A 15,810-nucleotide genomic window follows, 5' to 3' on the forward strand; every position below is an offset into this window, starting at 1 on the left:
GTGATGGCTGAATATCATGTGCCCGTAATGCTGAAAGAATGTATTGAAGGGCTCAATATCAAACCTGACGGAATTTATGTTGATGTGACCTTCGGTGGTGGAGGGCACTCAAAAGAGATATTAAAGCATTTGTCTGATGGCGGAAAGCTTTTTGGTTTCGATCAAGATGTGGACGCAAAAGCGAATGCTGAGATTATAGAAAATCGTTCTTTCACATTTGTACAAGCCAACTTCAGGTATTTGAAGCGCTACCTAAAACTGCATGGTGTAAGGCAGGTAGATGGAATTTTGGCTGATCTGGGAATTTCTTCTCATCAGATAGATGAGGCTTCTCGTGGGTTTTCAACTCGCGGTGATGCTGAATTGGATATGAGAATGGATAGGTCGGCTGCTAAATCTGCTAAAACCGTGGTGAATGAATATGAAGAAAGGGAGTTGCATAAAATACTCGGAATCTATGGTGAGATCAGAAATGCAAAGTCTGTGGCTGCTGCAATTGTCTCTCAAAGATTCTCGAAGCCATTTCAGACTACTTTCGATCTGATAGAGCTGCTGAAGAAGTTTGCGCCAAGAGGAAAAGAATTCAAGTACTACGCGCAGGTTTTTCAGGCCATCAGAATAGAGGTGAATGAAGAGATGGCTGTGTTGGAAGACTTTTTAAGTCAAAGTGCAGAAGTGCTGAAGCCAGGAGGTCGATTGGTGGTGATGAGCTACCATTCTCTGGAAGACCGAATGGTGAAGAATTACATCAACAAGGGCAAGGTCTTTGGCGATGTGGAGAAAGATTTTTTTGGAAACGAATTAAAGCCCTTTGGGGCAGTGAATAGAAAGCCGGTAACGGCAAACCAACAAGAACTAACAGAAAACAGCCGATCGAGAAGTGCGAAACTTCGCGTAGCTGAGCGTATTGAAGATGGCACAAAACAGGTTTAAAGTTAAATCGGAAAATCAGGGCTCGGGGAAGGGATTCTTCGGGTTTTTGTCGTCTGGTTTAAAGTTAGGCAAGGCCTTCGAGACAGGCTTTCCTGTTAAATATATGCCTAAGGTGATTTTCGCAGTTCTGTTGGGTATTGTCTACGTATGGAACAACCACTATGCCGAAAGGTCTACCAGAACGCTGGATAAACTAGAAGGAGAAGTGGAAGATTTGCGCGCGGATGTAACTACGCTAGAAGCGGAGTACATGTACAGCAGTAAGCAGTCTGAAGTGGCCAAGAAGGTTAAAGATCTTGGTTTGGAAGAGAGTAAAGAGCCGCCAATCAAAATCATTGTAGACAAAGATGAATATTAAGCGATCCATACTGCTTCGTGTTCGAATAGCTTTCTTGGTTGCGGTTTTGTTTGTTTTGGCCGTAGTCTATAAGCTTGTCGAGGTTCAGATGATCGATGGAGATCACTGGCGAGAAATGGCTCAGCAAAGTAGTCTCGATTATAGAACTATTAAAGCCACTCGTGGCAATATATATGCCGATGGCGGAGACCTGTTAGCTACATCACTTCCGTTTTACAAGCTGGCATTTGATCCCTCGTTGGTCGATGATAAAACATTTACGTCTAAAATAGACTCCCTTTCATACCTATTGTCGAAATTTTTCCGAGATCATTCTTCAGACTACTATAAGAAGAAGATCTCGGAGGCTCGGCAAATGAAGAGCCGCTACTTGGTGCTTAACCGAGAGTTGGTGAATTATCAAGACAGGCTAGAGATGTTACAGTGGCCAATTTTTAGAAAAGGCCAGATGAGGGGTGGTGTTATTTTTGAAAAAGAGGACGAAAGGCATAGGCCTTTCAGGCGCTTGGCACAAAGAACAGTTGGTTCTCTTGATAATGAAGGCAGAGGGCTTGTTGGTGTCGAAGCAAGTTTTGAAGATTATTTGGCGGGTAAAAATGGTGAAGGACTCTTTCAAAGAGTGGCTGGTGGAAATTGGAAGCCGGTAAATGCTTCAACCGATGTTCGTCCAATCGATGGTTACGATGTTCATACTACCATAGATATAAACCTCCAAGATGTTGCTCAAAATGCTTTGTTAAGAGCTGTTTCAACCTATGAGGCTGAGTACGGAGTGGTTGTTCTCATGGAGGTAAAAACTGGTGAGATTAAGGCTATTTCTAACCTTGAGAGAACGAGTTCTGGTGGCTATGCTGAATTGTATAATCATGCTGTAGGAACCAATAATGACCCTGGGTCCACTTTTAAGTTAGCTTCTATGCTAGCCTTACTCGAAGCTGGAAAAGTTGATTTGTCTGATACTGTTGATACTGGTGAAGGTACAATTGAGTTTTTCGATAGAACATTAACTGATGTTAAGAATGGCGGTTACGGCAAGATTACTGTTCAGGAGGTTTTTGAGAAGTCTTCAAACGTAGGAATAGCAAAGCTTGTGGTTGATCATTTTGGCGATGATCCACAAGAATATGTAGATCTTATTAAGAGAACAGGTTATGGTAAGCCTCTCGGTTTTCAATTACTTGGTGAGGGAGAGCCGTTAATCAAAGGGCCTGATGATCCTGAGTGGTATGGTACAACTTTGCCTTGGATGTCAGTAGGTTATGAAACCAGCCTTACTCCACTTCAAACTTTGGCTTTCTATAACGCTGTAGCCAACGATGGCAAAATGATTCAGCCAATTCTTATAAAGAGTATCAACAGGGCCAATAAGCCTGTTGAAACTTTCAAGGCCAAAGTGTTGAATAAGAAGATTGCGTCAGACGAGACACTCGAGAAATTGCGTCTAATGTTAGAGGGGGTTGTGGAAAGAGGAACTGCCAAAAACGTTAGAAACGAACACTATAAAATTGCTGGTAAAACGGGTACAGCTCAAAGGTTAGTGAATGGTCGTTACATGACTCAAAGCTATTATGCTTCGTTTGCTGGTTACTTCCCGGCTGTAGATCCTCTGTATTCATGCATAGTAGTTATCGATAACCCAAAGGGGTGGAATCGCTATGGAGGTGATGTTTCAGCTCCGGTGTTCAAAGAAATTGCAGACATGATCTATGCTCAGAATCTTGAGATTCACGATTCCTTTACTCCTGAATATACGGCTGCTAACAACGGGACGTTTCCTGTGATTCGTGCGGGAAGATTAGAGGAGTTGAATGAGCTTTGTAACCTGTTAGGTATTTCCAATCACCCTAACCAAGAGGCTGGTGAATGGGTGAGGAGCGCTGTAAATAACAATGCCATTACTTGGCGAAAAAATCATGAGGATACTGGCTTAGTTCCAAATGTGCAAGGTATGACTTTGCGTGATGCTATATACATCCTCGAGAATATTGGATTGAAAGTTTCTATTTCTGGTAATGGACGTGTCAAAAGGCAGTCGTTAGGGCCAGGTGTTAGGGCTTCAAAAGGTGGAACTATAGAATTGGAGTTAGGGTAATGGCGGCATTAAAAGACATATTATATAAAGTGTCCTTACAATCGGTTTCTGGTAATATGGAAACTGAAGTAACATCGCTTGCCTTCGACTCTAGAAAGGTACAAGACGGAACTGCTTTTGTAGCAGTTAAAGGCACGCAGGTAGATGGGCACGAGTTTATCTCTTCTTCCATTGAAAGCGGTGCTGTTGCCATTATTTGCGAAGAAATGCCCAAAGATCAACCTGAAGGAGTTGCCTTTATTCAGGTGCAAGATTCTTCAAAAGCTTTGGGCTTTATGGCTGCCAACTTCTACGGTAATCCATCAGAGAAATTAAAATTAGTTGGGGTAACAGGTACAAACGGTAAAACCACCTGTGTTACGCTATTACATCAGTTGTTCAGAGCTCTAGGGTATAATACAGGCCTCCTTTCAACTGTTGTCAACAAAATAAATGAAGAGGAGCTTCCGGCAACACACACCACTCCGGATGCTATCACTTTAAATGAAACCTTGGCACAGATGGTGTCTAAAGGCTGTACTCATTGTTTTATGGAATCAAGCTCCCACGCAATTGTGCAAAACAGAATTGCAGGACTTAAATATCAAGGAGCTGTCTTCACAAATCTTTCACACGAACACCTGGACTATCATAAAACATTCGATGAGTACATTAAAGCGAAGAAACTGCTGTTCGATAATTTACCAGCAGGTTCTTTCGCTTTAGTGAATTATGATGACAAACGAGGGCCAATCATGCTCCAGAATACAAAAGCATGGAAGCATAAGTTTGCCTTAAAGTCATTTGCCGATTATAAAGCCAAAATACTATCCAATACCCTTCAGGGCTTAGAACTGGATATTTCTGGTTATACGGTTTGGTTTAAGCTCATTGGCGATTTCAATGCATATAACCTCTTGGCGGTTTTTGGTACAGCAGTATTGCTGGGCGAGGAAGAAACAGAGGTTTTAGAGCAGCTTTCTAATTTGGATCCTGCACCTGGCAGGTTCGAACAAGTAATTACCAATACTGGAATTACCGCTTTGGTAGATTATGCTCATACGCCAGATGCACTGGAAAATGTGCTTTCAACCATAAAAGAATTCAGAACAGGCAATGAAACTGTCATTACAGTTGTAGGCTGTGGTGGGAATCGTGATAAAGACAAGCGACCAATCATGGCTAAGATTGCTTGCGATTTAAGCGATAAGGTAATTCTTACCTCAGATAACCCGCGTTTCGAAGAGCCTAGTGATATTCTGAAGGATATGCAGGCAGGAATAACGCCTTCCAACTTCAGAAAAACCTTAACTATCGAAGATAGAAGAGAGGCAATTAAGGCTGCTTGTGCTATGGCGCAGCCAAATGACATCATACTTGTGGCTGGAAAGGGTCATGAGACATATCAGGAAATTAAAGGAGTGAGAAATGACTTTGACGACCGAAAAGTATTGAGTGAAATGTTGAACCTAATACATAAGCCTAACTAAGCATGTTATACTACTTATTCGACTACTTAGATAGAGAATTTGACCTGATCGGAGCTGGTGTATTCCAGTATATCTCCTTCAGGGCGGGTATGGCTGTATTGGTCTCTTTACTTATCACTATCACTTTTGGGGAGTCTCTCATTACTATGCTTAGAAAGAAGCAAGTGGGAGAAACCATACGTGATTTAGGGCTCGAAGGTCAAATGCAGAAGAAGGGTACGCCAACTATGGGTGGGCTTATCATAATTGCGGCCATTGTAGTGCCTACTCTGTTGTTCGCCAAGCTGGAAAATATTTATGTCATTCTGCTTTTGGTAACCACCTTGGTTTTAGGAGCTATCGGCTTTTTAGATGATTACATCAAAGTATTTAAGAAGAACAAAGAAGGCCTTGCCGGAAGGTTCAAGGTAGTCGGTCAAGTTGCGGTAGGTTTAATTGTTGGAGCTACACTTTTCTTTAGCGAAGATGTAGTGGTGCGCGAATTCAGCGAAACACCAACAGAAATTCAGGCTAGCGGAGATACTGTTATTAATTATGAAGATGTAAAGTCTACTACCACAACAATCCCTTTTGTTAAGAATAATGAGTTGGACTACAGCAAACTTAATCCAACAGAGAATGACCTGATTACGGCCGCTATTTACATTCTGATTGTGATCTTTTTTGTGACCGCCATTTCTAATGGAGCAAATATCACCGATGGAATCGATGGTTTGGCTGCTGGTACTTCAGCTATTATAGGATTGACGCTGGCTATACTGGCTTATATATCGGGTAACGCCATATTTTCTGAGTACTTGAATGTAATGTTCATTCCAAACTCAGGAGAGCTTGTAATCTTCTGTACTGCTTTTGTTGGAGCCTGTGTCGGTTTCTTGTGGTACAACTCTTATCCGGCTCAGGTCTTTATGGGAGATACCGGTAGTCTGTCATTAGGTGGAATTATAGCGGTTTTGGCCTTAGTGCTCAGAAAAGAACTTTTGATTCCTGTATTGTGCGGAATCTTCGTGATAGAAAACCTCTCTGTGATTTTGCAGGTGAGCTATTTCAAATACACTAAAAAGAAATATGGTGAAGGTAGAAGAATCTTCAAGATGTCTCCGCTTCACCATCATTACCAGAAAATGGAAATCCCAGAACCTAAAATCGTTACGCGATTCTGGATTGTGGGAATCCTGCTTGCAATTATTGCTTTGGCAACATTGAAACTGAGATAGGCTTGAAAAGAAAGTTGGTCATACTAGGTGCTGGAGAAAGCGGAATCGGAGCAGCCTTGCTTGGAAAAGCAAAGGGCTATGAGGTTTTCGTGTCTGACGCTGGGTCGATCAAAGAGCAATATCTCAAAGAGCTTCAGGATAATGGAATTGAGTTTGAGTCTGGGAAGCATACAACGGAAAAAGCACTACAGGCTGATCTTGTTGTAAAGAGTCCAGGTATACCGGAAAAGGCTGAGTTGATTCAAAAGCTTAGAGCTAACGGAAATCTGATCATTTCAGAAATCGAGTTCGCAGCGCAATTCACCAATGCCAAATTGATTGGTATTACTGGAACAAATGGTAAAACCACCACTGCAATGCTCACTTACCACATACTAAAAACTGGTGGGTTTAATGTTGGGCTGGCAGGAAATGTAGGGACAAGTTTTGCACGTCAGGTGCTGACTGAAAACTTTGATTGGTATGTGCTCGAACTGAGTAGCTTCCAGTTAGACGATTCCTACGAATTGAAATTAGAAATAGGAGTTCTATTGAATATCACTCCAGATCATCTGGATAGATATGACAATGACTTTCAAAAATATATCGCATCTAAGATGCGCATATTTCACCTTGTACACCTGGGACGTCATGCTGTTTATTGGCAGGATGACACCCAAATCGGGGAAGGCATTGCAAAAGCCACTTATGGCCTAAATGCACATCCCTTTTCGCTCAGCGGAGACGCTGCTGAGATAACTTATATACAAAATGATAGGTTGTTTTATGTCCCTAATGGTATTGAGGTATCTGCCCCCAGAGCAGATATCTCAATCAAGGGACTACACAATGCGTTGAATGCAGCCGCGGCCGGAAATGCAGCTTTGGTAGCTGGCGTTTCTCCAGAAGCTTTGTTGGAAGCTCTTAAGACTTTCAAAGGCGCTGAACATAGGCTAGAACCTGTTCGCGAACTCGATGGAGTAGAGTATATCAACGACTCTAAAGCAACCAATCTAGATTCAGTAAAGTATGCCCTAGATGCCTTCGATAGTCCTATTGTTTGGATAGCCGGAGGAGTTGATAAGGGAAATGAATATAGTCTGGTAAATCAATTGGTGCAGGATAAAGTGAAAGCGCTGATCTGCTTGGGAAAAGATAATTCCAAGCTCATCACTTCTTTCGAAAACCTGGTGCCAACAGTAAAATCTACTGACGATTTAATTCAGGCAGTACGCTGGGCAAAAGAACTTGCCGAGCCAGGAGATGTAGTATTGCTCTCTCCAGCTTGCGCCAGTTTCGATTTGTTCCAGAATTATGTGGATAGAGGAAAACAGTTTAAGAAAGCTGTTCTAGATCTCTGATTACTAGGCACCCCTTTAGGGGTCGGGGGTAACCCCTCTGTCCCGAAGCTTCGGGACTCCCCTAAGAGGGGAGAAATTAGATTCCGATCGATTGGTTGGAATTTGAAAAGAAGAACCCTCATCGTAAAGATGAGACCAAAAACATAAACGAAACCCAATTCCCCTTTAGCAGGGGGATACAAGGGGGAAAGTAGAATGCTAGACAAAGTAAAAAGTTGGACAGATAAAAACATTGAGGGTGACCCAGTCATCTGGCTGGTGGTTATTTGCCTTTCTGTTTTTGGTATTCTAGTAGTTTATTCGGCTACAGGCTCATTAGCCTACAGAGCAGGGGTGAACACTGAAATGTATTTGGTAAGACATGCCGTTATGGTTGGTCTTTCCTTATTCGTGATGTGGATTGCCCACAAGATTGATTATAGATATTATTCAAAGCTTACTCGTTATGCTTTGCTTTTGGCTGTTCCGCTTTTACTCTATGCTTGGCTAAAAGGGGAGAGTCATAATGGAGCTTCTAGATGGATTCAATTACCATTCATTGGATTACAATTTCAACCGTCTGACTTAGCAAAATTAGCATTGATTGCGGCCTTGGCTACCATGTTGGCCAAACGCCAGCAAAAGATAGATGACTTTAAAGAATCTTTAATTCCAATGTTGGCTTGGTGTGGGGGTATCTGTGCCCTCATCGCCATGACCAATATCTCTACCGCGGTGTTGCTTTTTGCAACCTGTATGCTTTTGCTTTTCATTGGTCGTGTACCAGTGAAATACCTCGCTATGCTTTTAGTAGTGGGTGTTTTTGCCGGGTTAATAGCAATGAAGGTTGGTCAACGTGGAGCTACGGCTTTGAGCAGGGTTGAATCGTTCATTAATCCTACGGAAGTGCCTTATCAGGCTAAAGTAGCCAACATGGCTATTGCTACAGGAGGTGTTTTTGGGAATGGTCCCGGTGGTAGTGTTCAGAGGAACTTCTTGCCAGAGGCTTATTCAGATTTTGCTTACGCTATTATCATCGAAGAGTATGGCTTGGTAGGAGGTGTCTTTGTACTCTTCCTCTACTTGGTTTTGCTCTACAGAGGTATGCGAGTAGTGGCAAACAGTGATAGGGCTTTTGGCGGCTTGCTTTCGGCAGGGCTCACCTTTGCTATTGTGATTCAAGCTTTGGTAAACATTGGCGTTGTGGTAGGTCTTGGTCCTGTTACGGGGCAAACGCTTCCGCTGATAAGTATGGGAGGAACTTCCCTACTATTCACTGGCCTTTCTCTGGGAATTATCCTCAGTGTGAGCCGTGGAGAACAAGAAGATTATTCGGCCATGAATGGCGAAGTGAAAAATAAATTAAGAACAGCTTAATCATCGAAAAGAAAGAACCATATCGATTGATCATTAGCGGTGGAGGCACCGGAGGACATGTGTATCCTGCCATAGCCATTGCCAACGCGTTTAAAGCTCGCTTCGAAGATGCCGAGATTTTGTTCGTTGGGGCGAAGGGTAAAATGGAGATGCAGAAAGTGCCCGAGGCTGGTTACACCATTAAGGGACTTTGGATCAGTGGTCTTCAGCGTAAGCTGACTTTAGACAATCTTTCTTTTCCATTTAAGGTGCTCGACAGTCTGATGAAGAGTAAAAAAATCATCAGAAGGTTTAAGCCACATGCGGCTGTTGGGGTTGGGGGCTACGCCTCTGGTCCATTATTGAGAATGGCCGTAAAGAATAAGGTGCCTGCCATAGTACAGGAACAAAATTCTTACGCTGGTCTAACCAATAAAATGTTGGCAAAGAAGGTCCAAAAGATATGTGTGGCATATCCAAATATGGATCGATTCTTTCCTGCTGAAAAGGTGGTTTTAACGGGTAATCCTGTTAGAAAAGATATAACCGAGTTAGCCGATAAAAGAGCTACTGCTGCTACACACTTTGGTCTGAATCCAGATTTACCAGTACTAATGGTTTTAGGTGGAAGTCTTGGGGCGAGAACATTGAATGATAGCATGATTCAGAATATTGAGAAGCTAATAGATTCTAATGTTCAGGTGCTGTGGCAATGTGGTAAGTTCTACCACACAGAAATGCAGGAAAAACTAGCTAAGGTGGTTAATAATGGTTCTGTTAAGCTTTTTGAGTTTCTGAAAGAAATGGACTTGGCTTATGCTGTGGCCGATGTGGTGATTAGCAGAGCTGGAGCATTATCGGTTTCTGAATTAAGTATAGCTGGCAAGCCGACCATTTTTGTGCCTTCACCGAATGTCTCGGAAGACCACCAGACTAAGAATGCACAGGCAATGGTAGAAAACAATGCCGCTGTGCTAGTAAAAGATACTGAGGCAAGGGAAGTGCTCATTGACAGAGCCATCGAATTGCTGAAAGATGAAGAGAAGAAAGCTCAATTGAGCTCTAACATAAAGGCTATGGCCAAGCCAAATGCGGCCAATGAAATTGTAGATGAAATATTGAAACTCATCGCGTGAATTTAGAAAAGATACATAGCGTCTATTTTGTCGGTATCGGTGGTATCGGTATGAGTGCTTTGGCCCGTTGGTTCAAGCACAATGGAAAGCGTGTGTCTGGTTATGATCGCACCCAAACTGAGTTAACCAATCGATTGGCTCAGGAAGGAATTGAGGTTCACTTTACAGATAATATCGACCTGATAGATGATCAGGTAAAAGCAAATCCTGAAGGTAGTTTGGTGATATATACACCAGCTATTCCTAAAGATCATTCAGAGTTGAATTGGTTGAAGGATAATGGTTTTGAAGTGCTGAAGAGGTCGCAAGTTTTGGGAATTATTACCCAGAATATGCGAAGTGTTGCTGTGGCAGGTACTCATGGAAAGACCACAACTTCATCTATGGTTGTACACTTGCTCAAAGCATCTGGCTTCGATGTGGCGGGCTTCCTTGGTGGAATCAGTGCCAACTACGATACCAACATGATCCTCAACGAAAGCAGTGAGGCTATCGCAGTGATTGAAGCTGATGAATTCGACAGATCATTCCTGACACTTCATCCTGAATGGGCGGTGGTGACGGCAGCAGATGCAGATCATTTAGATATCTATGGTCATAAGGATGCATTGAAAGATTCTTTTAGAGACTTCATCAAAAAGATCAAGAAAGAAGGTAAGCTCTTCGTGAAGAATGAATTGGCTACTGAATTGATTTCCGATGATGAGCTGAACTATGAAGGTTATGCCTTAACCAATGCTTCGATAACTGCTGAAAATATTCGCTTTGAAGATGCCGCTTTCATCTTCGATTATAAGAATGGCGGGCAAACCATTGAAGGGATAAGACTGAATGTTCCAGGCTACCACAACGTGGAGAATATGCTTGCGGCTATTTCAGTAAGCCGTCATCTAGGAGCAGATGATTCTTCAATTAAATCTGGGGTAGAAAGCTACCGAGGGGTAAAAAGGAGATTCGAGTTCATCATCAAAAGAGATGATTTGGTGTTCATAGATGACTATGCGCATCATCCAGTAGAAATTACAGCATTGCTCAAGTCTGTGAAAGACTTGTTCGCAGGGAGGAAAGTGACTGCTGTTTTTCAACCACACCTTTTCAGCAGAACTAGAGATTTTGCTCAAGAGTTTTCTGAAAGTCTGTCTTTGGCCGATGAAGTGATTTTGCTGGATATATATCCTGCAAGGGAACTTCCAATAGAAGGAGTGAATTCAGAGATGCTAATGGAAGGCATCAGCTGTGAAAAGAAAATGATTTCAAGCAAAGAAGGCTTGATAGATAATATAAAAGCATGGCAGCCGGAGGTACTATTGACCGTGGGTGCTGGCGACATAGACAAATTAGTTCAACCAATAAAAAGTGCATTGTCATGAAGAATAGAGATACTGTTTTGAGAGTGCTAGGCATTGTTGTAGGGTGCTTCATTTTGGTGGTTTTAGCAAGTTCTGTGAAGAACAGAGACATGGGGTATCACATGGAAGATATCGATGTGGAGATAGAAAATGCCTATGAGAACTTCTTTGTAGATGCAGATGATGTAATGGCGCTTATTATGCAAGATGAGAGCGATTCTATTCTTGGAGACGGCTTTAATGCAGTCAGTTTAAAGGCCGTTGAACAACGAATCAAGTCGCACAGCTTTGTAAAAGATGCCGAGGTTTACAGAGACCTGAAAGGTCATTTGGTAGTAAAGGCCAGACAGAATAAGCCTGTGGCTCGACTCATTTCTAACAATGGTAGAAACGCTTACATAGGAGAAGATGGAGACATTCTTCCGGTGTCGCCTAAATATACCGCTCGAGTACCGGTTGTTACTGGGCGTTATACGGAGCAATTGATGGGTTTAGGCGAAGTGGCAGAAGATGAATATGCTTCGAAAGTATTTGAACTCATCAATTACATCAATGAGCATAAGTTTTGGGCCATGCAGATTGGTCAGATAGATATTAATAGTAAAGGTAAAGTAGTAATGTACCCACAGGTGGGAGATCAGAGACTGGAGTTTGGTTATGCTGAAGATTTGGAGAGGAAGTTTAAGAAGTTAGAGATATTCTTCAAGCAGATAATGCCAAGCAAAGGATGGAACATCTATGAGAGGGTAAATGTAGAATATAAGGATCAGATAATTTGTGAATAACAACGCCATGCAACACAATAAAATAGTAGTAGGACTAGACATAGGGACAACAAAGATTTGTGCCATTGTCGGTACCAAGAATGAGTACGGGAAGCTCGAAGTCTTGGGAATGGGAAAAGCTGTTTCAGACGGGGTAATCCGTGGAATAGTTACTAACATCGACAAAACGATAATTGCCATAGAAAAGGCCATTGCAGAGGCCAGTGAGCAATCTGGTATTGAAATTAATGTGGTGAACGTAGGTATTGCTGGGCAGCACATCAAGAGCTCAGTACACCACGGAAGCATTACCAGAGATAGGGTAGATGATGAGATTACCGTTGAAGATATTAGCAGGCTAACAAACGATATTCATAAAATAGTAATGCCTCCGGGCTGTGAAATTATTCACGTAATGCCACAAGACTACATTGTAGACTATGAAGATGGCATTAAAGATCCTGTAGGTATGTCTGGTGTTAAGTTAGAGGCAGATTTCCATGTAATTACTGCTCAGACTAACGCCATAAGAAATATTAATAAGTGTGTTAAGCGTGGTGGCTTAGAAATAGAACATCTCATTTTAGAACCATTGGCATCTAGCCTTTCGGTACTAAGTGATGAAGAAAAAGAGGCTGGTGTTTGCCTTGTGGATATTGGTGGTGGTACTACTGACATCGCTATTTTCCACGATAATATTATTCGTCATACTGCGGTAATTCCTTTCGGTGGAAACATTATAACTACCGACATCAAGGAAGGCCTTAAAGTGATGCAGAATCAGGCGGAATTGTTGAAAACCAAATTTGGTAAAGCTATTGCCGAAGAGGCCAATCCAAACGAGATTGTGTCTATTCCGGGCTTGAGAAACAGACCGCCAAAAGAGATTTCTATCCGTAATCTGGCCCACATAATTGAGGCTAGAATGGAGGAAATTATTGAATTGGTACATGCTGAAATCATTACTTCAGGCTATGCCAATAAGTTAGCCGGAGGTATTGTAATTACTGGTGGTGGTTCTATGCTGGCTTATGTGCAGCAACTGTTCGAATACATGACAGGAATGGATGCGAGAATAGGCTACCCTAACGAACACCTGGGCAAGTCTAAAATTGAAGCAATTAAAAGCCCAATGTATGCTACAACGGTAGGTTTGGTGCTTTCAGGCTTTAGAGCTTTAGATGAGCGCGAAAATCGCTACAACGAAACTAAAGCTTCAGGCATGGGAGTTAAAAAAGAGTTCAAAGGACAGAAAAAAGGAGCTGAGTTTTTCAGCAAACTGATAGACAAAACCAAAGGCCTTTTGATGGATGATTTCCATGATAAAGGAGAGTACTAGAGCTGGAAGCTAGGAGCTTGAAGCGGGAAGCAAATGGCTTCCTTATAAACTTGAAATTAGATCACACACAGAATGAGCTTTAGGTTTGAACGGATGAAAATTTGGATAGAAGCGATGGACTTAGGTGAGGAGATTAATACTCTTTCTTACAAGTTCCCTGATCGGGAAAAGTTCAATCTCTCTAGTCAGATTATAAGAGCGATAGATTCAGTTGCTCTGAATATTTCAGAGGGATCGATTGGTCAATCAGACGCTGAGTTCAGTAGGTTTTTAGGTTACTCTGTAAGATCGATTGCAGAGGTTGTGACTTGTCTTTACAAAGCAAGGAACAGGAGTTATTTAACTGAGGATGAATTTACAGTCAATTATGACAGGTGTTTCAACCTCTTGAACATGATAGTAGGATTTAGAAAAAGATTAAAATAACTGCTGTGAGCTTCAAGCTTCAAGCTTCTCGCTCCCAGCTCAAAACATAACGACATGGCAGATTCATATATGTTTGAACTTCCAAAGCACCACAAATCAATCATTAAAGTGATTGGTGTTGGCGGTGGCGGAAGCAACGCAGTAAACCACATGTATAATCAAGGGATCAAAGATGTGGAATTCGTAGTGTGCAATACAGATGCACAGGCTTTAAAAAGTAGTCCGGTTCCTAACCGACTGCAATTGGGAATGGGCCTTACCGAAGGACTCGGTGCAGGTGCTAATCCTGAAATTGGCAAAAACGCAGCAATAGAAAGTAAGGAAGAGATTAGAACCATGCTTTCTGACGATACCAAAATGGTATTCATAACAGCCGGAATGGGTGGAGGTACTGGTACTGGTGCGGCTCCTATCATTGCTAAAATTGCGAGAGATATGGATTTGCTTACAGTAGGTATTGTAACTGCTCCTTTCAGTTTTGAAGGAAAGAAAAAGACAAATGCTGCAAATCAAGGAATCGCGGAGCTCAAGGAGAATTGCGATACGGTGCTCGTTATCCTCAATGATAAATTGAGAGAGGTGCACGGTAATCTTCCGATTAGTAAAGCCTTTGGTGAAGCAGATAACATCTTAACCACTGCAGCAAAAGGTATTGCCGAAATAATCACGGTGCCTGGTTATGTGAATGTGGACTTTATGGATGTTCAGACGGTAATGAAAGGAGCTGGAGCAGCAGTAATGGGCTCAGCAACTGCCGATGGTGAGGGCAGAGCACTTCGCGCAGCCGAGATGGCCATTTCTTCTCCGTTACTGAACAACAAAGATATTAACGGAGCAACCAAGATTCTTCTTTCCATTATTTCTGGAGAAGAAGCAGAGTTGCAAATGGATGAACTAACCGATATTACGGAATACATTCAGGAGAAAGCTGGTGATGATGCTGAGGTGATCTTCGGGCATGGTATCGATGCTAACCACGGTCAGAACATCAGTGTAACTGTAATCGCTACGGGGTTCGAATCTCCAGAGTTGAAAACACGTCCGAGTGAGGCAACAAAAAAGGTGATTGATCTCGAGAGTAATCGAGAGATCGACATGAGGCCTGAAAACAACTTTACCACTCCACAGCCACAGTCTCAGACTACTCTTTTCGAGGCTCCAAAAGAAACGCCTAAAGAAGAGTCTCGTCCAGAAGTGAATACGCAAGAAGATGAGGATGAAAACGAATTACCAGCAGGCTATTCATTCTTAGCCAAGTTGGCCAGAAAGTATGAGATTGAAGAGTACTCATCTAATGCTGATAGAGAAGATGAGGCTGAAGAGAGAAGCAGGTCTTTAGATAATGATTTCTATGAAGACAGGAATAAGAACTTCTTAGAAATGAAACGTCAGAAGCTTCAAGAGCAGGCACGTTTGAGAGAAGAAAGGCTCAGAGGTTCTTCTAATTATGGTATGAATAACGATGATTTTAAGGAGAAACTAGAAGTTCCTGCTTACCAAAGAAGACAAGTGCGTTTGAGTGAAAACTCTCCATCTTCTGAGAGAAATATTTCAAGATATAACCTAAATGATGACGATGAGATTATGGGGGACAATAAATTCCTTCATGACAATGTCGATTAAGGATATCCATTTTTTTAGCTTGATCAACGGTTAAAGTTGAGACATGTGAACAAAGACAGCCTACTGCCATGGGCTGTCTTTTTTAGTTGATAGAATTTTTCTTTAAGGCTTCCAGTCCTTAAAGGCTAGAAGCCTTACTTCTTTTAGTGCTGATAAAAACTGGTCATTGTCTGAATCGAAAAAGCTACTAGACGAGTGCGAGCTGAAAATTATTTAGAAATGTTCTAAATAATTTTCTGTGAGAATAATCCTTTTCTACTTTTGTGACCGTTGGAAAAGAAGCTCAATTCAAATCATCAATCGAAGACCATTTCTCTGGTGGTAACTAGCATCGTACTGGCGTCTGTCGGAGCTTTGCTTGAGTTAATTCTCATTGAGCATTATGAAGGCACAAACCAACTGATACCAATAATATCAATAGGGTCGGCT

Annotated in this window: 13 protein-coding genes; all 13 read left to right on the forward strand. The window is 42.0% G+C overall.

Annotated features, from left to right (window positions below):
• The first annotated feature begins 3 nt into the window (after window positions 1-3).
• The 13 genes from rsmH (at window position 4) to ftsZ (ending at window position 15,381) form a co-directional block, all read left to right on the forward strand.
• Window positions 4-933 carry a 16S rRNA (cytosine(1402)-N(4))-methyltransferase RsmH gene (gene rsmH, locus T7867_RS09640; RefSeq protein WP_068220967.1) on the forward strand — a complete coding sequence of 310 codons (930 nt, stop codon included), beginning with the start codon at window positions 4-6 and terminating at the stop codon, window positions 931-933.
• The gene (locus tag T7867_RS09645) at window positions 914-1,291 is read left to right on the forward strand and encodes an FtsL-like putative cell division protein (protein WP_068220969.1); all 378 of its coding nucleotides are present in this window, start codon (window positions 914-916) and stop codon (window positions 1,289-1,291) included. Before rsmH ends, T7867_RS09645 begins: the two co-directional genes overlap by 20 nt.
• The gene (locus T7867_RS09650; RefSeq protein WP_322300128.1) at window positions 1,281-3,383 is read left to right on the forward strand and encodes a penicillin-binding protein; all 2,103 of its coding nucleotides are present in this window, start codon (window positions 1,281-1,283) and stop codon (window positions 3,381-3,383) included. Before T7867_RS09645 ends, T7867_RS09650 begins: the two co-directional genes overlap by 11 nt.
• On the forward strand, window positions 3,383-4,852 hold the full coding sequence (locus T7867_RS09655) for a UDP-N-acetylmuramoyl-L-alanyl-D-glutamate--2,6-diaminopimelate ligase (RefSeq protein WP_322300129.1): 1,470 nt from the start codon (window positions 3,383-3,385) through the stop codon (window positions 4,850-4,852). The genes T7867_RS09650 and T7867_RS09655 overlap by 1 nt, the downstream gene beginning before the upstream one ends.
• Before the next feature lie 2 nt (window positions 4,853-4,854).
• Window positions 4,855-6,069, forward strand: a complete 1,215-nt coding sequence (gene mraY / locus T7867_RS09660) for a phospho-N-acetylmuramoyl-pentapeptide-transferase (protein ID WP_068220978.1) — start codon at window positions 4,855-4,857, stop codon at window positions 6,067-6,069.
• 2 nt (window positions 6,070-6,071) lie between these two features.
• A complete protein-coding gene (gene murD, locus T7867_RS09665) occupies window positions 6,072-7,409 on the forward strand; it encodes a UDP-N-acetylmuramoyl-L-alanine--D-glutamate ligase (protein WP_068220981.1) in 1,338 nt (445 codons plus the stop codon).
• 195 nt (window positions 7,410-7,604) lie between these two features.
• The gene (locus T7867_RS09670) at window positions 7,605-8,765 is read left to right on the forward strand and encodes an FtsW/RodA/SpoVE family cell cycle protein (protein WP_068220985.1); all 1,161 of its coding nucleotides are present in this window, start codon (window positions 7,605-7,607) and stop codon (window positions 8,763-8,765) included.
• A gap of 29 nt (window positions 8,766-8,794) precedes the next feature.
• Window positions 8,795-9,880 (forward strand): undecaprenyldiphospho-muramoylpentapeptide beta-N-acetylglucosaminyltransferase, encoded by a 1,086-nt coding sequence (gene murG, locus T7867_RS09675; RefSeq protein ID WP_407691171.1) that lies wholly within the window; start codon window positions 8,795-8,797, stop codon window positions 9,878-9,880.
• Window positions 9,877-11,250, forward strand: coding sequence for a UDP-N-acetylmuramate--L-alanine ligase (murC, locus tag T7867_RS09680; protein ID WP_322300130.1), 1,374 nt, complete (start codon window positions 9,877-9,879; stop codon window positions 11,248-11,250). Before murG ends, murC begins: the two co-directional genes overlap by 4 nt.
• On the forward strand, window positions 11,247-12,014 hold the full coding sequence (locus T7867_RS09685; protein WP_322300131.1) for a cell division protein FtsQ/DivIB: 768 nt from the start codon (window positions 11,247-11,249) through the stop codon (window positions 12,012-12,014). Before murC ends, T7867_RS09685 begins: the two co-directional genes overlap by 4 nt.
• 7 nt (window positions 12,015-12,021) lie before the next feature.
• The gene (gene ftsA, locus T7867_RS09690) at window positions 12,022-13,332 is read left to right on the forward strand and encodes a cell division protein FtsA (protein ID WP_273274990.1); all 1,311 of its coding nucleotides are present in this window, start codon (window positions 12,022-12,024) and stop codon (window positions 13,330-13,332) included.
• A gap of 93 nt (window positions 13,333-13,425) precedes the next feature.
• The gene (locus T7867_RS09695; RefSeq protein ID WP_322300132.1) at window positions 13,426-13,758 is read left to right on the forward strand and encodes a four helix bundle protein; all 333 of its coding nucleotides are present in this window, start codon (window positions 13,426-13,428) and stop codon (window positions 13,756-13,758) included.
• Between the two features lie 54 nt (window positions 13,759-13,812).
• Window positions 13,813-15,381, forward strand: coding sequence for a cell division protein FtsZ (gene ftsZ, locus T7867_RS09700; RefSeq protein ID WP_068221001.1), 1,569 nt, complete (start codon window positions 13,813-13,815; stop codon window positions 15,379-15,381).
• Window positions 15,382-15,810: the final 429 nt, after the last annotated feature.

The sequence above is a fragment of the Roseivirga spongicola genome (assembly GCF_034376045.1).
GTDB lineage: Bacteria > Bacteroidota > Bacteroidia > Cytophagales > Cyclobacteriaceae > Roseivirga > Roseivirga spongicola.